We start from the raw sequence: 17,982 nt of genomic DNA, 5'->3' as shown, positions 1-17,982 counted from the left end.
TCGAAGGGACTACCCCGGTCGTGTCGCGGCGGCCAGGCGCGCGAGCGCCCCCAGGACGACGTCGCGCTCCCGGGTGGGCCACAGAGGCGGCATGGAGCGCGCCAGGAAGGCGCCATAGCGGGCGGTGCGCAGGCGCGGGTCGAGCACGGCGACGACGCCGCGGTCGTCGGCCCGCCGGATGAGCCGCCCCGCCCCCTGGGCGAGCAGAAGGGCGGCGTGGGTGGCGGACACGCTCATGAAGCCGTTGCCGCCGGCGGCTGCGACGGCCTCGCTGCGGGCCTGGGCGACGGGGTCGTCCGGGCGCGGGAAGGGGATGCGGTCGATGACGACCAACCGGCAGGCGCGTCCGGGCACGTCTACTCCCTGCCACAGGGACAGGGTCCCCACCAGGCAGGCGTCCTCGTCGGCGGCGAAGGCCTCCACCAAGGACGGCAGCTGGTCTTCGCCCTGAGCGTAGACGGTCAGGTCCGTGGCGCCGCGCAGGACCTCGGCGGCCTCCTCGGCGGCTCGGCGCGAGGAGAACAGGCCCAGCATGCCGCCGCCGCTGGCCTCGGTCAGGGCGAGGACCTCGTCGAGCGCCGCCTCGGAGATGCCCCTGCCGGGTCGGGGCAGGTGGGTGGGGGTGTAGAGGATGCCCTGGCGGGCGTAGTCGAAGGGGGTGCCCACGTCCACGCCGTCCCACTGGCCGGCGGCCAGGGCGAGCCCCAGGGCGCGGGCCATCGGCTCGAAGCTGCCGCCCAGGGCCAGGGTGGCCGAGGTCAGGACGGTGGCGCGGTCGGCCAGCAGGGAGTCGGCCACGGATCCGGCGACGTCGACGGGCGCCAGCGTGAGCCTGGGGGGCTCGGCGCCCATGCGGGGCCGCTCGATCCAGGCGACGTCGCGGCGCTCCCGCACCGAGTCCGAGGTCATGCGCTCGATGGCCTCCACCAGGTCGGTCAGAGCGGTGCGGGCCAGCGCCGCTCCCCCGGCCCCGTCGGCGTCGGCGCCCCTCCTGCCGGCCCTGGCGGCCTCGCGCACGTCGGCGAGCGCCTGGCGGGCCGCGCCGTCCAGGACGACGAGCGCCTCGTGCAGGGCGGCGGGCAGGCCGTCGCGCAGGCGCCCGTCGGGCAGGTCGGCCAGGGCGAGCTGGAGCTGCTGGCCGGCGGACTCCAGCTCGGTGACGACGATCGAGGCGCCCCGCCTGGCGGTGGCGGCCACCCGCGCGACGGCGGCCGCGGACAGGCTCGCGGTGCCCTGGGAGCGGACCCGGTCGGCGAGCTCGTGGGCCTCATCGACCACCAGGACCCGATGCTCGGGCAGCACGCCGGTGTTGCCCGCCGCGGCGATGCCGAGCATGGCGTGGTTGGTCACGACGACGTCGGCCTCGGTGGCGGCGGCGCGGGCGAGCTCGGGGAAGCACTCCTCGCGCAACGGGCAGGTCGGTCCCAGGCACTCGGCCCTGGTCACCGACACCTGCGCCCAGGCGCGGTCCGAGACGCCCGGGACGAGGTCGTCGCGGTCGCCGGTGGCGGTCTGCGCGGCCCACTCGCGCAGCCGGACGACCTGCTCCCCGGTCGAGCGCCGGCTCGCCTCGCCGACCCGCCCCGCGGCAGCCGCCTCCCCGGCGGAGAACAGGGCGCCGTCGTCGTCGGGGTAGCCGCCCTGAAGGCGGTGGCGGCACAGGTAGTTCTGCCAGCCCTTGAGCAGGGCGACGCCGGGCCGCAGCCCGGTGACGGCCTCGACGGCGTCGGCGGCCAGGGGCGCGTCCTTGGTCAGCACCTGGCGCTGGAGGGCGAGCGTCGCCGTGGAGACGACGGCGCGCTCCCCGGCGTCGAGGACGTGGACCATGACGGGGACGAGGTAGCCGAGCGACTTGCCGGTGCCGGTGCCGGCCTGCACCAGCAGGTGGTCGCCGGCCTCCAGCGCGCCGGCCACGCGATCGGCCATCTCGACCTGCCCGGTGCGCGGGGCGCCGCCGAGGCGGCGCACGGCCTCGTCGAGGGCCGCCCGGGTGCGCCGGCCGCACCCGTCCGGGGGCGAGGGCGGCGGGGCGGCTGATGTCGGCGGCACGGCCGTGAGGATACGTGAGGATCACCGGGCGGCAGGCCCGCGCAACAGGCGGGCTGGGGCCCGCGGCAGGACGATTCGCGTCCCGCTGCGCCGTCAGAAGGCTCGGCCGCCCAACAGCTAACAACATGCAGAAGTAGAGGAAGCTGGCAACAACCCCATTAAGAAAGCGAAGAAACAATCCCTCCTCAACGTAGTAGAGGTCACAGCAACGCGAAGGAGAACATGTTACCGTGATGGACGACACAGGAAGGAGGGAAATTAGGAAGGAAGTTGCCTACAGGGAGCCCGGGAACCGAGAGCCACGTCGCACAGAGATGTGTTGCGCTTAAGGCGGTTCCGGGCAAGCAGCATGTTCATTCGTATCCGACCACTCAGATCACACTCACCGCACTGAACGCGACTCAGCAACAGGAGGAGACACTATGAGACGCCGTTCACTTATTGCCGGATCTGTCTCAGCAGCCCTGGGCGCAGCCCTTTATAGAATCGTACCCGAACTGGCTCGGGCCCAGGCGGCACCGGCCACCCCCTGGTACGAAGAGCCCCTCGACGACCTGGAGGTCGTCGAGACCACCGTCAACGAGGACAACAATCCCGTATCGTGCACCGCGCAAGGACACGATTCGTCCGGCAACCTGATCGTGCGCAACTGCACCAGCCGGACCTATCTCTGCTCCCCCGCACCGTGAGCGAAGTGACACAGGACTATGCCGGCTTTCTCCTCCGTATTCAGAGTCCTCGTGGGCGTCGTGCTGCTGGTCGCCGCGGCCGCGCAGCACCGCGACCCGCCCGGCAGGAGGCTCGACGCCATCGACCGCTACAGGATGGTCCCGCGTCCGCTCCAGCCGGCCTGCCTGGCGGTCCTGACCGGGGCGGAGATCCTGCTCGGCGCCGCTCTCATTGCGGGAGCGCACCGGGTCGTCACCTGCATCGCCGGGGGCCTGCTGTTCGTCTGCTTCGCGGCGGCCATGGCGCAGGCGCTCCTGAGGGGGATCGTCACCGAGTGCGGCTGCTTCGGCTCCCTGACCAGGACCAGGGTCAGCCGGATGCTCGTCGCGCGCAACGCGGTGGTCGTCGTCATGCTCTTCCTGGAGGCCGCCAGCAAGCGCCCCTGGGTGCTCGTCACGGGGCGCGGCGAGGCCGTCGTCCTGACGGCGGCCGGGTGCGTCGCGCTCGCCGCCGCCGCGCTCACGGGCGCCCGGCTGTCACGAGCGCATCGGCGGCGCACGAGCGCACCCCCGGGCCCGTCCGCACCCCCGTCGTCATCCTCCTCGGTGTCCGGGGCGCGCATATAGGGCGGCGCGTGCCCGGGACGGGCTACGGCGCCGGCTCCGAGGCGGCCTCCAGCTCGGCGGCCAGGGCGGGATCCACCCGGGCCACGACCCGGGTGCCGGCCTCGACGTACTCCACGGCGTCGATCTCGCCGTCGGCGTGGACGCGGGAGACCAGGTCGCCCCGGGAGTAGGGCACGACAACGTCCACTGGCCTGTCCGGGCGCGGCAGCATGGCCTCGATGCGCGAGCGCATCTCCTCGATCCCCTCGCCGCTGCGGGCCGAGACCTCGATCGCCCCGGGCAGGCGGGTGCGCAGGGCCGCCAGGGCGACGGCGTCGACCAGGTCGACCTTGTTGAGGACGATGAGCTCGGGGACGTCGAGCGCCCCGGGGATGTCCGCGAGCACCGCCCGCACGGCCGCCACCTGGCCCAGAGGGTCGGGGTGGGCGGCGTCGACGACGTGGAGGAGGATGTCCGCGCCCGCCACCTCCTCCAGGGTGGAGCGGAAGGCCTCGATGAGCTCGTGGGGCAGGTTGCGCACGAACCCGACCGTGTCGGTGAGGGTGTAGACGCGCCCGTCGGCGGTCTCCGCCCGGCGCACGGTCGGGTCCAGGGTGGCGAACAGGGCGTCCTGGACCATGAGGCCGGCGCCGGTGAGCCGGTTCATCAGGGAGGACTTGCCGGCGTTGGTGTACCCGGCGATCGCGACCGAGGCGATGGGGCCGCGCCGGCGCGAGCCGCGCTTGACCTCACGGGAGGGCGCCATGGCCCTGATCTCGCGGCGCAGCCCGGCCATCCGGCGGCGGATGCGGCGTCGGTCGAGCTCGATCTTGGTCTCGCCGGGGCCGCGCGACCCGATGCCCTGGCCGCCGACGACGCGCCCTCCGGCCTGGCGCGACATGGACTCCCCCCAGCCGCGCAGGCGCGGCAGGAGGTACTCCAGCTGGGCGAGCTCGACCTGGGCCTTGCCCTCGCGCGACTTGGCGTGCTGGGCGAAGATGTCGAGGATGACGGCGGTGCGGTCCACGACCTTGACTCCCACGACGTCCTCCAGGGCGCGGCGCTGGGAGGGGGCGAGCTCGCCGTCGACGATGACCGTGTCGGCTCCGGCGTCGACGACCGTCTCGGCGAGCTCCCTGGCCTTGCCGGACCCGAGGTAGGTGGCGGGGTCGGGGTGGTCACGCCTCTGGATGAGGGCGTCCAGGACCTGGGATCCGGCGGTCTCGGCCAGGGCGGCGAGCTCGGCGAGCGAGGTCTCGGCGTCCTGGGCCGCCCCGGGCGACTGGGCCGCGGACGCGGCGGGGCGCGGCAGGTCCAGGCCGACGAGCACGACCCTCTCCAGGCGGATCCGGCGGTACTCGACCTCGCTGACGTCCTCGAGCTCGGTGCTCAGGCCGGCGACACGGCGGGTGCCGGCGCGCGCCTCGCGCTCCAGGAGGCCGTCGTCATCGGTCTCGCGGCCGGCGTGCTCGCCGGCGGTGGAGGCCAGAGCCGTCCCGGCGCGGGACAGGACGCGGCTGACAATGTCCTCGGGCGTGGGCGGCCGGCCCGGGCCGGCGGCGTGCGGGCGCTCCGCCGCGTCCGCAGGGTGCGCGGCGCCCGTGTCGGGCGCGTCATCGGGGCCGGGGGCGCCGCCGCGGTCCGAGTCGTGAATCGAGCGGCTATTCGAGCGGTGAGTCACAAGAGAGTCCTAATTCGTATGTCCGTATGCATGCAGCGGCCCGGAGCCCGGCTCGGCGGAACTGCCCGGCCTGCCGGACGCGGGTGAGGGATCGGGGCGACAGCGGCGAGCCGTCACCGGCTCAGCGCATACGAGAACTCCACATGGCCGCATCGTAGCGCCACACGAGGTCGCGGGCCAATGAGGCCTCCCGGCCACGGCCCGCCGGTACGCTCACGGCGTGAGCGCGACGGCCTCCCCGGACCCGCCCGCCCCTCAGGGCCGGCGGGACCGGCGCGGCCAGGGGCGGCCCGGCGCCCCGCCCGTGTCGGTGCGGGGCGTGATCGCGACGCCTGTGGGCCGCCTGACCCTGGCGATGCTGGTGGTCGAGCTCCTCGCCGGCATGCAGGTCTACATCAACCAGACGGTGCTGCCGCTGGTCGCATCAGACCTGAGCGCCCGGGCGCACTACGGCCTGGTGACGGCCGCGGCGACGGTGCCGACCTTCCTCACCATGCCGCTGGGCGGGGCGATGCTGGCCAGGTGGCGCGCCGACCGCCTCATGACTGCCCTGACCGGGCTGCTCGTCGCCGGTGCCGCCGCGGGGGCGCTGGCGCCCGACGTGGGCGTGTACGTCCTGGGGGAGGTCGTGCGCGGGATGGCCGCGGGGGCCCTGTCCACGGTCACCATGGGGGCGATGGTCGCGGGGCTGCCCGAGGCGTGGCGCCGCGCCTTCCTGGCGGCGAGCTCGGCCATGTGGGTGGTCTCCTCGCTGGCCGGGCCCACCTACGCCGCCGCCATCAGCTCGGGGTGGGGATGGCGCTGGGCGCTGGTGGCCTACATCCCCGTGCTCGTGGCCGCCCGGCTGGTCATGGCGCGGCAGATCCGGGGCCTGCGGGTGCGCGACGACGACGACGGCGCCCCGCTCGCGGCGGCCCTCGTCATGGCCGGCGGGGTGGCCCTCATCGGGGCGGTACCGGCGTCGGCGCCCTGGTTCTGGCCGGTCTCGGCCCTCGGCCTGGGCGGCGTGGGGTGGGCCTGCTCGCGCGTCTTCCCCGCCGGTGTGCTGCGGCTGGCGCCCGGGCGCCGGGCGGCGCTGGCGACCCTGACGTGGGTGTGCGCCTGCTACTTCGCCCTCGACTTCCTCGTCTCCCCCGCCGGCCACGACGTCCTCGCCCTGGGTCCGGGCGCGGTCGGCTGGGCGCTGACCACGGCCGGGGTCCTGTGGAGCACAGTGGCCGTGTGGTGCGGTGCGCATCCGGCACGGCGACGGCGCGCCTACCTGGTGCGCACGGGTGCGGGCGGGCTGCTCCTCGCCCTCGGCGGCGCGCTCCTGGCCGCAGCCCTCGCCGGGGCAGCGCCGTGGTGGGGACTGCACGCGGGCTGGGGGATCGCGGGCCTGGGCATGGGTCTGACCCACCAGGACACGCTCATCCGCTGCGTGACCGACCCGGTCGAGCTGGGCAGGGCGGCGGACGGGATCTCGGAGGCCCGGTCGGCCACCGCTGTGACGGTGGCCGGAAACGTCGGCGCGGCCGCCCTGGGCACGCTGGCGACGACCCTGGTGGCGCCGACGTCGGCCGGGGTCGAGGAGCGGCTCGTGGTCCCCGTCGTCGTGGTGCTCACGATCATGCTGGGCCTCACGCCGCTCCTGGCCCGCCGCGCCGCCTGAGGCCCCGGCGGGCCGGGCGGTAGCCTCGGGGCGTGAGCGAGCACTACTTCACCCCCTCCCCCACGGCCGCCGCCCGGGAGCGCACCCGCTCCTTCGTCATCCGCGGCCACGAGCACATGGTGACGACGGCGTCGGGCGTGTTCTGCCCCGACCGCCTCGACAGGGGCACGCGGGTCCTGCTCGACCACGTCCCGGACCCGCCCGCCACCGGCACCTTCCTCGACCTGGGCTGCGGCTGGGGCCCGATCGCGCTGGCGCTGGCCGACGCCGCCCCGCACGCCCGCGTGCTCGCCACCGACGTCAACGAGCGGGCCCTGGAGCTGACGGCCCGCAATGCCGCGGCGGCCGGGCACGCGGGCGTGCGCGTGCTCGAGGCCTCCGCGCTGCAGGCGCAGCTCGAGCGCGACGCCACCCGACTGGATCTCATCTGGTCCAACCCGCCGGTGCGCATCGGCAAGAGGGCCCTGCACGCGCTGCTGGCCTCCTGGCTGGAGCTGCTGGCCCCCGACGGCGAGGCGTGGCTCGTCGTCGCCAAGAACCTGGGTGCGGACTCCCTGGCGGCGTCGCTGGCGGGCGAGGCCTACGAGACGGTGCGCACGGCCTCCTCCAAGGGCTTCCGCGTCCTGCGCGTGCGCCACTGAGCGCCGCAGAGTCCAGAGTCACATCCCGACAAGCCGTTCAGGAGCGACCCATGTACGCCATGCAGTACGCCATCAACCTGCCCGCCGACTACGACATGCGGACCATCCGCGACCGCGTGGCCGCAACCGGCCGCCTCATGGACGACTTCGCGGGACTCGAATTCAGGGCCTGCCTGATCCGGGAGAAGGCCAGGGGCGCCACGCGCAACGCCTACGCGCCCTTCTACGTGTGGCGCGACATCGATGGGATGCGATCCTTCTGCTGGGGCGAGTCCGGCTACTCCTCGATCGTGCGCGACTTCGGCCGCCAGCCCATCCAGGACTGGACCGTCGCGCGGCTCGTGCCGGGCCCCGCCCCCTACGCCGACGCCAGGAGCCTGACCATGTCCACCGTGCAGCTGCCCGAGGGGGAGGCCCCATCCCGGTGCCTGGACGCGGTCACCCGGCCGTTCCTGACGCGGACCGACAGCCAGAGCGTCACCCGTCTGGCCGCTGTCGACATCACCACCTGGACGGTCGTGCTGGTCGAGCTCTCCTGCCGGCCCGCCGAGCAGACCGACCCGCGGCTGACCGGCTACGAGGTGCTCCACGTCTCGGCCGCGCACTGACCCGCGGCCGCGTCCCGGCGCGCGGCGATGCCGATGGAGGCGCCGACGCGCCGACCGGTCCGCAGAGCGCCCCGGCGGATCCCGCGTGCTCCAGGGCGCTGTCGGCCGGCGAAGAGCCGCCCGCTCCTCAGGACGTCTCCCGCGAGACCGGCCGGCGGAGCCCGGGCACCGGGGCCTGCGTGTCCTCAGCGCTGGGACGCGGCCGCCTGCTCCACCTTCAGGGAGGCGCTGCTGACATCGCCGGCGGGCGTGGACCAGCGTCCCGCCCGCACGTCCAGGACCAGTCCGACGCCCAGCGCGACCAGGGCGGGCACGATCCAGCCGGTGGAGCTGTCCCACAGCCCCGTGCGCGCCAGCAGGTCGCTGGGGGCGGTCCAACCGGCCTCGGCCAGTGCGGAGACGGCGCCGAGCACGCCGGCGACGCTCACGGACCACAGGTAGGCCGAGCGCAGGTGCCCCGGCGCCAGCGCGTCGATCAGCGTGACGACGACCAGGCAGATCGCCAGCGGGTAGAGCAGGAAGAGCAGCGGGGCCGTGATCTTCAGGATCGCGCTCAGGCCCAGGTTCGCCAGGACGATGGAGACGGCCGTTCCCGCCAGGAGCTGGCGGTTGAAGGAGACGGCCGGCCAGGCGGTGTAGGCGTAGCCGGCCCAGGAGGCCAGCAGCCCCACCGCCGTCGTCAGGCAGGCCAGCATGACGATGCCGGCGAAGACGATCACCCCGCCCCTTCCCAGCGTCAGGGAGGCGGCCGTGCGCAGCAGCTCGGTCCCCTCCGTGGTCTCGGTGGTGACGTCGCCGGGGGCGCGCGCCCCGATGAGGGCCAGGCCGATGTACACCGCACCCAGGAGGACGGCGGCGATGCCCCCGGCGATGGTGGTGCCGCGCACGAGCCTGCCGGGGGCGGCGAAGCCGCGCTCCCGCAGGGAGGTGATGACGACGATGCCGAAGACGCTCGCCGACAGGACGTCCATGGTCAGGTAGCCCTGGGTGAGCCCGGTCGCCATCGGGGCGCTCGCATAGGGTTCGATGGCCGGCCGGCCGAGTCCCCGGGCGCTCAGGATCGTCGCCCCGCACAGCACCGCCAGCAGAGCGAGGAGGGCTGGGGTCAGCCAGCGGCCGATGCGGTCGGCCAGCCTGCTGGGGCGCAGCGCGATGAGGACGGAGGCGCCGAGGAAGACCACGACGTGGACGGCCAGGGTCAGGCGCGAGTCGCCGACGCCCATGAGATCGAGGACCGGACGGGTCGCCAGCTCGTAGGCGACCGTGGTGACCCGCGGCACGGCGTAGAACGGGCCGATCGACAGGTAGACCGCCAGGGGCATGGCGACTCCGAAGCGCGGTCCGACGCGACGGGCCAGGCCGAGAATGCCCTCTCCGGAGGTGGACACGGCCACGATCGTGGCCAGCGGCAGCAGGACGCCGGTGATGAGGAACCCGACCATGACCGCGGCCAGGCTGCGGCCCGAGGCCGCGCCCAGCAGGGGCGGGAAGATGAGGTTGCCCGCCCCGAAGAAGAGGGCGAAGAGCATCAGGCCCGTGGTCACGACGCTGGTGACGGGACCGGGGCTCGGGTGCTGATCGGTTGTGGAGGTCATAGTGCCTGTCTCTTTACTCGGTGTGCCGTCAGTATGTCTCCCTGTGAGCCGTGAGAAAACGCTCGGCGTCAGTGGGAACAGCCCCACGCCGCGTCACGGCAGGTCATGACCGGAGCCGCCCGGGGCGGGCCCGCCCGGTGATCTCGGCGGGCCCGGTCAGCAGCACGGTGGAGCCCTCGGCGAGAGGGTCGGCGCCCACGTGCACCCCGATCTCGCCGCCGGGCACGAGCAGCCGGTAGTCCTCAGGGGCCCCCTCGCCCTCCCACACGTGCAGGGCCACGGCCGCGGCGCAGCAGCCGGTTCCGCACGAGCGGGTCTCCCCCACGCCGCGCTCCAGCACGCGCAGGCGCGCCCGGCCCACCCGCTCGCCGGTGGCGGCGTCGGCGTCCTGGCCCAGCGGCACCACGAGCTCGAGGTTGGTGCCGGCCGGGGGCGCCGGCTCGTAGACGACCGGGGCCCCCGAGCCGGTCAGGCCCGTGAAGGAGGCGGCGTCGAGATCCTTGTCGTCGCCCAGGGCGACTACGGTGTGCGGGTTGGGCACGGAGACGGACAGGGCCGCGCGCTCGCCCTCCAGGCCGGGGACGACGACGGCCGTGTCCCAGCCGTCGGCCTCGATGTCGGCCTGGGCGCCGTCGGGTCGCGTCAGGCGGGCCTGCCCCATGTCGACCGTCCACAGGTCGCCCATGCGGGTGATGGTGCGCGCGCCCCCGCGGGTGCCGATGGTGATGGAGCCGCCGTCGGCCACCGGGCGCAGCCCCTCGGCGTCCAGGACGGCGGCGAACAGGCGGGAGGCGTTGCCGCACATCTCCGCCACGGAGCCGTCGGCGTTGTAGTAGTCCATGAACCACTCGGCCTCGGGCACGGCCTCGTGGAAGGACCGGGCGCCGGGCAGGAACCGGGTGCGCACGACCCTCACGAAGCCGTCGGCGCCGAACCCGGCGCACCGGTCGCACACGGCGGCGATGTCGGCGGCGCTCACCGGCACGTCCCGCTCGGGGTCGATAAGCAGGAGGAAGTCGTTCTCCGTGCCGTGGCCCTTGATGAGCTCGTGGCCCGCGAGGCCTGAGGCAGCAGTCATGGCCTCCAGCCTAGACGAGTGGCTCCGGGAGACGCCGAGCGCGCCCCGTCCGCCTCGGCGACCAGGCGGAGGGCCTGCTGCCTCACGCGCCGACGCTCGCCGGGCCTCCACGTCCCGGCGTCGTCGAGGGCCGCATCGAGCCAGTGGATGCGCGGGTCGCGGCGGAACCACTTGATCTGCCGGGAGGCGAGACGACGGGTCGCCCGGGCCGTGGCCTGAGCCGCGTCGGCCTCGGTGAGCCGTCCTCGGAGCACGTCGATGGCCTGGGCATAGCCGATGGCCCGAGAGGCGGTCCGCCCCTGCCCCAGGCCCGCCGACATGAGCGCCTCGGTCTCGCCGACCAGCCCGGCGTCGAACATGGCGGCGGCGCGCGCGTCGATGCGCGCGTTCAGGGCGGCGCGGTCGACCCGCAGGGCCAGGTGGAGCGTCGGCACGAGGTCCTCGTAACGGGGCAGGGTCGCGGAGAACGGCCTGCCGGTGACGGCCAGGACCTCCAGGGCGCGCACGATCCGGCGCGTGTCGGACGGCTCGATGCGCCGGGCGGAGGTGGGGTCCGCCTCGCTCAGCTCTTCCCACAGGCGCCGTGCGCCCTCGCGGCGGGCGCGCTCCTGAAGGGCCGTGCGCACCGCCGGGTCGGTGCCGGGGAAGTCCAGGGCGTCGGTGACCGCACGCGCGTACAGCCCGGAGCCGCCGACGATCACGGTGCGGGCGCCGCGCGCCTCGGCGCCCTCCAGGTCGGCGCGCGCATGGCGCTGGTAGGCGGCGACGCTGGCGTCCTCGCGCACGTCCAGGACGTCGATCTGGTGGTGGGGATGGTCGCGCCGTCGCCCGGGCGGCAGCTTGGCGGTGCCGATGTCCATGCCGCGGTAGAGCTGGGAGGCGTCGGCGTTGAGGATCTCCACGCCGCCCGCGTCCCGGGTGAGCGCGTCGGCCAGGTCGAGTGCCAGCTCGGACTTGCCGGTGGCGGTGGGGCCGACGACGGCGATGCGGACGGCGGACGGGCTCACCGCGGCCTCACAGCTCGGGCAGCAGGGGGCGCACCAGGCTCAGGGCCTGCGTGCACGAGGACAGGGCCGTCTCCAGGTGGAGGCGCAGCTGGGTGTCGGTGACCCCCGAGCTGAGGTCGATCAGGTAGGTGGCGCGCACCAGCGAGCCCGACGGGGAGTCGATGATTGAGACCGTCGGGAAGAACTTGTCGCGGTTCCAGTCATTGACGCTGGAGGCCAGCTCGTCGCGCATGCCCTCGCCCACCGGCTCATCCCAGTCCCCGGAGACCAGGAGCCAGCCCTCGTGCCCCTCTGGGATCTCGATGACGAACGGGTAGGAGTCCCATGTGCCCAGCAGGCAGGGGTGCCCGGACTCGGCGTGACGCTGCACCCCGTAGCCCATGGCGTCCGTGATCATCGTCTCCATGCGGTCCAGCGTGAGCCCGCTGGTGGTCTCCGCGTCCTCATCCGGGTGGGGGGCGCGGGGCTCCTGGGCGACGGGCGCGGCGTCGCCCCCGGGCCCGCTCGCGCGCGCGGCCGCCGGGCCCGCGAGCGCCCGGGAGCCGCGCTCAGCGCGGCGACCGGGCGGGCGGGCGGAGGAGGACCCGCGCGCCGGACGCGATCGCTCGGCGGGCTCGGACTGGCCCTGCGGCTGCCCCAGAAGCCGGGCAAGAAGATCGCTCAGGCGGCTCATGGGTCCAGCCTGCCGCGCAGCGGGTCCGGGAAGAGGTCCTCCGCCTCTCTCATGAGAGCGACGATCAGCCTGCACCCGGTCAGGACGAAGTCCCCGAGCTGGGCGTCGGTCATCCCGGCCTCGAGGGGATAGGTGACCTCGCCGTGGAGCCGGACGATACCGCCGTCGGCTATGGTCAGGTAGGCCTTGGGGCCGATGCGGGTGGCGTTCCACTCCTCGACCAGGCGGCGCAGGGCGGCCAGGTGCTCGGTGTCGGCGATGCGGTGCCACACGCCGCGCAGCTGGAGGGCCCGGGTGTCCTGGAAGATGGCGTGGACGGTGACGTAGCGCCAGGGGATGCCGATGTCGCCCTCGTCGTCCAGGAAGAAGCGCAGGCCCAGCTCGCGCACGCAGGCCATAATACGGTCGACATCCACCGGCGCCGGGACGGCGGGGGCGGGTGCGTCGGCGGCGCTCATGGGCTTGGACCGAGTCATACGGCCAGCCTAACGGCCCTGGCCGGCGACAACAGGGGTCGCGGGCCATGGTAGGGGCCACTCTTGCCGCGGGCGGAGCCGGGATCGGGCCCGGTGAGCGGTCCTGCGCCCGGCCCCGGTGCCGCCGTCCCATGCCGCCTTGGGCCTCTACGCCGTCTCACGCCCCGCTCATATCCCCCGGCTGCGTCGGCGGATGCGGTCCAGGCGGGCGAGGTCCGACGGGGAGGGCGGCTCCCGGGCGGGGCGCAGGGCCTCCTCCAGAGCGGCGCGCACGTCGTCGCCGAGGCGGGTGCCGATGGCGACCAGCCCCGGTTCGGCGGGGCGCGCGGGCCGCGCGGGCCGCGCGGTCTCCAGGTGCACCTGCCCGGCGACCACGTTGACGACCACCCGCCGCGCCCCGTCCGAGGGCTCCGGGGGTCCCGGGCGCCCGGCGGAGCCGGCGACGTCGAGGACGCCCTTGAGCCGGTAGGCGTCGACGGGCGGGCGCTCCAGCAGGTCGGCCAGGGCGCCCGGCGAGACGGGCAGGGCGGCGGGAACGGTGAGGCAGTCCGCGTGGGCGTGCCGGTGGCCGCCGTGCGCCTCGGCGCGCGCAGTGCGGGTGAGCTCGGCCAGGGGCAGCTCGCCCGGGGGCGCGGCCTCCTGGGCGACGTCCATGACCAGGAGCGGGTCGATGCGGCCGTGGTCGGCCTCGACGACCAGCGCACGCGGGTTGCGTGCGCGGGCGCGGCCGGCCACGCGCGCCAGGGCCCGGCGGCGCTCCCCGGCATCCAGCAGGTCGGTCTTGGCCACGACGACGAGGGTCGCGGCTCCGTACCGCGCCGGCGGGGCGCCGCCGATGGTGCGGGCGTCGTTGACGGCGTCGACGACGTCGATGAGGCCGGCGTAGCGCACGCGGCGCGACGCCGCGGAGCGAAGGAGCCTGACCAGGTTGGGCGGCTCGGCCAGCCCGGAAGCCTCGATGAGGATGGCGTCCAGGTCCGCCCGGGCCGCGGTCAGCCGCTCCAGGGCGGTCTCCAGCCCGCCGGCGTCGGGCATGCAGCACAGGCAGCCGCCCGCGACGGAGGCGGGCTCGTCGACCTCGCCGCTCACGAGGGCGGCGTCGACGTTGATGTCACCGAAGTCGTTGATGACGCACCCCAGGCGGGCGCCCGGGGTGCGCAGGAGGTGGTTGAGGAGCGTCGTCTTGCCGGCCCCCAGGTAGCCGGTGAGCGCGATGACGGGGACGCGGGGCCGGCTCGCCGGTCGTCCCGGGGTCACTGGTCGGTGGCCCGGGCGGTCGCGGCCGCGGACCGCGCCTGCGTCGCGATGGCGTCAACGGCCTCGTTGAAGGCGGCGGATGTCTTGGAGGCGCCCGCGAGCGCGGTGACGTGGGCGTCCTCCACGGTGCGGCCGACCACGGCGCCGCTGATCTCCTGGGAGAAGCCGTCGATGTACTCCCGGGACCTGGAGGCGAAGGGGTGCCCGGTGATGGTCACCCCGGTGATGTAACCGGACTCCAGGGTGAGGGCGACGTCGATGGAGTCCTCCTCGATGACGTCGTCGAGCACGCCGTAGGACTGGGTGGCCGTGTAGGTGCCGTCGGCGTAGGGCCCGCTCGTGGGGCTCGCCGCCGCGGTCGCGCCGCCGGCCGCCGTGGCGGAGTGGGCGGGGTTGGCGGTCTGCGCCCTGCCCGCGTACTCGTCGTTGCCGGGCTTCGCCTGGCCGCCGCACGCGGCCAGGCCGGCCACGGTCAGGACGGCGCCGGCCGCGGCGACGGACCGGCGCGCCACGGGCGCCCGAGGAGCGCCCCCGCTGTCCTCGCTCACTGGTCCTCCTCCTGGTCCGGCGCGCCTTCCTGGCCCGCGCGGGCTCCCTCGCCGAAGTCGAGCATACTGCGCCCGCGCCGGGTCTCGGCGGTCTCGTTGGTCCTCTCCCCCACGAGCCTGCCGTGGTTGAGGAGGATCTCGCGCTGTGCGTTGGAGGCGACGTGGGCGTCGTGGGTGACCACGATGAGGGTGGTGCCCTGGGCGTGGAGGCGGTGGAAGATGTCCAGGACGAGCTGCTCGTTGGCCTCGTCGAGGTTGCCGGTGGGCTCGTCGGCGAGAATGATCTCGGGGTGGTTGATCAGGGCGCGGGCGATGCACACCCGCTGCTGCTCGCCGCCGGAGAGCTGGGAGGGCAGGTGGCGGGCGCGGTCGGCCAGGCCCACGCTCCCCAGGGCCTCCATGGCCTCCCTCTCATCGGTCATCGAGTGGTAGTACTGGGCGACCATGACGTTCTCCACGGCCGTCAGGTGCGGGATGAGGTGGAACTGCTGGAAGACCAGGCCGATCACGTTCTTGCGGATGTCGGTGAGCTGGGAGGCGTTGAGGCGCCCGAGCTCGCGCCCGTCGAGGGTGACCGTGCCCCTCGTGGGCGTGTCCATGCAGCCGATGATATTCATCAGGGTGGTCTTGCCCGACCCCGATGAGCCGACGACGGCCAGCCACTCGCCCCGCTCGACGTCGAGGCTGAGGTCATCCACCGCGTGGAGCTCGCCGTAGATCTTGTAGACGTGGGACAGCCGGAGCAGCATGTCATTCCTCCCTCAGGACGAGCGCGGGGTCGATGCGCGAGGCGCTGCGCACCGGAGAGTACGAGGCGATGACGGCGACGACCGCCGTCATGAGGACCGCGACCACCGCCAGCCACCAGGTGAAGCCGACGGCCTGCTCGAAGACCCCGACGGACACGGCCACGGCCAGACCGTACCCGACCGCCGTGCCGATCACTCCGCCGATCAGACCCAGGGCGGCCGCCTGGGAGTAGAACTCAAGGCTGATGGCGCGCCCGGAGGCGCCCAGGGCCTTGCGCAGGCCGATCTCGTTGCGCCGCTCGGAGACGATGACGGTCATGGTGGTGGACACCCCGACCAGGGTGAGGGCGAGGACGACGAGCGAGACCACCCAGAACAGGGTGTTGAGCATGGTGATAATGCGCGTGTCGCCGGAGGTGATCTTGGAGACCGGCTCCGCCTGGATGCCGTCGTGGGAGGCGTCCACCGCCTGGACGACGGAGGACATCGGGACCTGGGAGGTGTTGACCGAGTACTCGACGACGTCGTAGCCGGGGCCCGCCACGCCCGTCAGGGCGTCCACGTCCGCCTCGTTGGCGTAGATGATGTCATCCTCGTCGCCGCCGGTGTCGACGACGCCGGCGACCCGCCACTCCGCCTGGTTGGCGGCGGTCGATCCGTCCCAGCCGGACGAGCCGGCCGTCCCCGCCCCCGGGCGGCCCGGGGCCGCTGTCGAGGAGGCGGAGGGGCCCGCGGTGGGGCCCGCCGTCGGGGTCGCCGTCGGGGTCGCCGCGGCGGGCGCCGTCGTCGCCCCTGGGGCGGCCGCGGTGTCGCCGTCGGAGACGAGCTTCAGGTTGTCGCTGGAGAGGTACTCGGCCGTCACGGTGGAGCCGACCGTCAGGCCGGCGGCGTTGGCGACGTCCAGGCCGATGAGCACCTCGCCCTGGCCGGGCCAGGAGCCCCGGACCTCCCAGTGCCCGTTGAGCGCGCTGACCCTGTCCGTATCGATGCCGGCGACCATGTAGGGGCTCTTGTTGACGCGCACCGTCTCGTAGCGGTACGAGGCGGTGCTCACCTCGTCCGCGGCGGTGCCGGTGGCGGAGGCGACGGCGCCGGTGGCGGCGTCGACGGCGGCCTGGCTGACCCGCGTGGCGCTGCCGTCGGCCGAGACGGGCACGACGATGAGGTTCGCGCCGAACTGGCGCATCTGGGCGCTCATCTGCGCGGGCACGGCCAGGCAGACCGCGGCGAGGCAGAACAGCGTGGCCGCGCCGACCGCGGATGACAGGACGGCCACCAGGACCCGGCCGCGGCGCCGGAACACGGACCCCAGGAGCATGGTGGCGAACATGCGGCGATTGGTCATGGGACGGTTCTTGCGGAACACGCGTCTCACCTCCTGTGCAGGGCCGTGGCCGGTTGGATGCGCAGAATGGATCTCATGGAGGAGGCTGTCGCCAGCAGCAGGACGGCGGCGATGAGCAGGGCGACCAGGACGAACACCATCGGGCGCATGGTGATCGTCGAGCTGAAGACGACCTTGCCGATCACCTGCGCCAGGCCGGAACCGACCGCGGAGCCGACCGCCAGGCCGATCACCCCGATCACGGCGGTCTCCCCCAGAATCAGCCTGATGACGGAGACCGAGTCGGCGCCGATGGCCTTCATGAGCGCGAACTCGCCCGTGCGCTCCACCAGGGAGGCGGTCGTCAGCGAGGCGACGGCCAGGGCCGCGGCCACGAGGGACAGGCCGGTCATGAGGATCATGAGGGCCTGGGTCTTCTCCAGGACATTGCCCTCGACAGCGGCCACCTGGCGGACCTGCTTGGCGACCGAGCCGGTGACGACCTCCTCGATCTGGTAGGCGATCGAGGACGGGTAGGCGGTGCAGTACCAGGTCTCCCAGTCCGCCCGGGACAGGAGCTCGGGGTTCGCGGCGGCCTTGCGGGACAGCTCGTTCTCCGGGGTCGTCAGGGCCTTGACCTCGATGCGCTCGACCTGCCCGGCGTGACCGGTGAGGTCCTGCACGTCGGCCAGGGGCGCGTAGAGGGTCTTGTCGTCGTCGTCGCCGGAGGCGTAGACGCCGGTGACGGCGAGCTCCTTCGTGCCGCTCGCGCCGGCCAGGGTGATGGTGTCGCCCGCGTGGACGCCCAGCTTCGAGGCGAGCGCGGAGCCCACGACCGCCTCGTCGGCGTCGTCGGAGGGCCACGCGCCGTCGAGCCTCCACCACGAGCGCATGGTGGTCACCCCCGCGGTCACGCTCTCGCCGGTGGACAGCGCCAGGTCCTTGTTGAACCAGGTGCCGCGCACGCGCACCGGGCCGCCGTCGGCCGAGCCCGAGGAGACGTCCAGGTGCGCGGTCAGCGAGGGGGCGAAGTCGACGATGTTGTAGGCCCAGAAGATCGTCTTGATGTTGCCGACCTCGTCCTCCTTGAGGAAGGAGGTCGGGTCGGGAGTGTCGCCGGTCTCGTACAGGCCGGAGACGACGGCGTCGGTCTTGGGCTGCACGACGATGTTGGAGCCGTAGGTGGTCAGCTCGGCGTTGAGCTTGTCGCCCACGTCGAGGACGACGCCGAGCATCGCCACCGAGATCGCGGTGGACAGGGCGACGGTCAGGGCGATGAGCCCGCGGCGCCGGGGATGGCGGGTGAAGGAGCGGGACACGAGCCGGGCGAAGAACATCAGTGCTCCTCCTGCGCACGGGTGGGGCGGCGGG

Annotated in this window: 17 protein-coding genes; 5 read left to right on the top strand and 12 right to left on the bottom strand. The window is 74.0% G+C overall.

Annotated features, from left to right (window positions below; all coding sequences use genetic code 11):
• Positions 1-9: 9 nt before the first annotated feature.
• Entirely contained in the window at positions 10-1,926 is a 1,917-nt protein-coding gene (locus tag AIF0345_RS05880; protein WP_268916728.1) for an ATP-dependent DNA helicase, read from the bottom strand.
• A 545-nt stretch (positions 1,927-2,471) separates the two neighbouring features.
• Here AIF0345_RS05880 and AIF0345_RS05875 point away from each other — a divergent pair.
• Together AIF0345_RS05875 and AIF0345_RS05870 are read left to right on the top strand one after the other, a co-directional pair.
• Complete coding sequence (locus AIF0345_RS05875; RefSeq protein WP_285297615.1) at positions 2,472-2,738, top strand: hypothetical protein; 267 nt, start codon at positions 2,472-2,474, stop codon at positions 2,736-2,738.
• A gap of 18 nt (positions 2,739-2,756) precedes the next feature.
• Positions 2,757-3,344, top strand: coding sequence for a MauE/DoxX family redox-associated membrane protein (locus tag AIF0345_RS05870; RefSeq protein WP_285297614.1), 588 nt, complete (start codon positions 2,757-2,759; stop codon positions 3,342-3,344).
• Between the two features lie 22 nt (positions 3,345-3,366).
• On the opposite strand, the gene hflX is transcribed toward AIF0345_RS05870, so the two are convergent.
• Positions 3,367-4,848 carry a GTPase HflX gene (gene hflX, locus AIF0345_RS05865; RefSeq protein ID WP_285297897.1) on the bottom strand — a complete coding sequence of 494 codons (1,482 nt, stop codon included), beginning with the start codon at positions 4,846-4,848 and terminating at the stop codon, positions 3,367-3,369.
• Positions 4,849-5,224: 376 nt separating this feature from the next.
• Between hflX and AIF0345_RS05860 the strand changes: the two genes are divergently transcribed.
• The 3 genes from AIF0345_RS05860 to AIF0345_RS05850 are packed head-to-tail and all read left to right on the top strand — an operon-like array spanning position 5,225 to position 7,904.
• Positions 5,225-6,655: an MFS transporter gene (locus AIF0345_RS05860; RefSeq protein WP_404975982.1), complete on the top strand. Its 1,431-nt coding sequence runs from the start codon at positions 5,225-5,227 to the stop codon at positions 6,653-6,655.
• Between the two features lie 32 nt (positions 6,656-6,687).
• On the top strand, positions 6,688-7,296 hold the full coding sequence (locus tag AIF0345_RS05855; protein ID WP_285297613.1) for a class I SAM-dependent methyltransferase: 609 nt from the start codon (positions 6,688-6,690) through the stop codon (positions 7,294-7,296).
• Between the two features lie 50 nt (positions 7,297-7,346).
• Positions 7,347-7,904, top strand: a complete 558-nt coding sequence (locus AIF0345_RS05850) for a DUF4865 family protein (RefSeq protein ID WP_285297612.1) — start codon at positions 7,347-7,349, stop codon at positions 7,902-7,904.
• A gap of 185 nt (positions 7,905-8,089) precedes the next feature.
• Here the strand turns inward: AIF0345_RS05850 and brnQ are convergent, their stop codons facing one another.
• The 10 genes from brnQ to AIF0345_RS05800 all read right to left on the bottom strand — a co-directional run bounded on the left by brnQ (position 8,090) and on the right by AIF0345_RS05800 (position 17,948).
• The gene (brnQ, locus tag AIF0345_RS05845; protein WP_268916678.1) at positions 8,090-9,499 is read right to left on the bottom strand and encodes a branched-chain amino acid transport system II carrier protein; all 1,410 of its coding nucleotides are present in this window, start codon (positions 9,497-9,499) and stop codon (positions 8,090-8,092) included.
• Between the two features lie 103 nt (positions 9,500-9,602).
• Positions 9,603-10,577: a diaminopimelate epimerase gene (dapF, locus tag AIF0345_RS05840; protein WP_285297611.1), complete on the bottom strand. Its 975-nt coding sequence runs from the start codon at positions 10,575-10,577 to the stop codon at positions 9,603-9,605.
• Positions 10,574-11,584, bottom strand: a complete 1,011-nt coding sequence (miaA, locus tag AIF0345_RS05835) for a tRNA (adenosine(37)-N6)-dimethylallyltransferase MiaA (protein ID WP_285297610.1) — start codon at positions 11,582-11,584, stop codon at positions 10,574-10,576. The genes dapF and miaA overlap by 4 nt, the downstream gene beginning before the upstream one ends.
• A gap of 7 nt (positions 11,585-11,591) precedes the next feature.
• Positions 11,592-12,257: a type III secretion system chaperone family protein gene (locus AIF0345_RS05830; RefSeq protein ID WP_273165869.1), complete on the bottom strand. Its 666-nt coding sequence runs from the start codon at positions 12,255-12,257 to the stop codon at positions 11,592-11,594.
• Positions 12,254-12,733, bottom strand: coding sequence for a YbjN domain-containing protein (locus tag AIF0345_RS05825; RefSeq protein WP_268916674.1), 480 nt, complete (start codon positions 12,731-12,733; stop codon positions 12,254-12,256). Before AIF0345_RS05825 ends, AIF0345_RS05830 begins: the two co-directional genes overlap by 4 nt.
• A gap of 168 nt (positions 12,734-12,901) precedes the next feature.
• Positions 12,902-13,990, bottom strand: coding sequence for a CobW family GTP-binding protein (locus AIF0345_RS05820; RefSeq protein WP_285297609.1), 1,089 nt, complete (start codon positions 13,988-13,990; stop codon positions 12,902-12,904).
• The gene (locus tag AIF0345_RS05815) at positions 13,987-14,538 is read right to left on the bottom strand and encodes an FMN-binding protein (protein ID WP_285297608.1); all 552 of its coding nucleotides are present in this window, start codon (positions 14,536-14,538) and stop codon (positions 13,987-13,989) included. The genes AIF0345_RS05820 and AIF0345_RS05815 overlap by 4 nt, the downstream gene beginning before the upstream one ends.
• On the bottom strand, positions 14,535-15,287 hold the full coding sequence (locus AIF0345_RS05810; protein ID WP_285297607.1) for an ABC transporter ATP-binding protein: 753 nt from the start codon (positions 15,285-15,287) through the stop codon (positions 14,535-14,537). The genes AIF0345_RS05815 and AIF0345_RS05810 overlap by 4 nt, the downstream gene beginning before the upstream one ends.
• Position 15,288: 1 nt before the next feature.
• Positions 15,289-16,632 carry an ABC transporter permease gene (locus AIF0345_RS05805; RefSeq protein ID WP_285297606.1) on the bottom strand — a complete coding sequence of 448 codons (1,344 nt, stop codon included), beginning with the start codon at positions 16,630-16,632 and terminating at the stop codon, positions 15,289-15,291.
• Positions 16,633-16,658: 26 nt separating this feature from the next.
• On the bottom strand, positions 16,659-17,948 hold the full coding sequence (locus AIF0345_RS05800; RefSeq protein ID WP_285297605.1) for an ABC transporter permease: 1,290 nt from the start codon (positions 17,946-17,948) through the stop codon (positions 16,659-16,661).
• Positions 17,949-17,982: the final 34 nt, after the last annotated feature.

It is taken from the genome of Actinomyces israelii (genome assembly GCF_030253495.1).
Lineage (GTDB): Bacteria > Actinomycetota > Actinomycetes > Actinomycetales > Actinomycetaceae > Actinomyces > Actinomyces israelii.
Note: the sequence above shows the minus strand (reverse complement) of the source record. Positions and strands in the feature narration are given on the sequence as shown.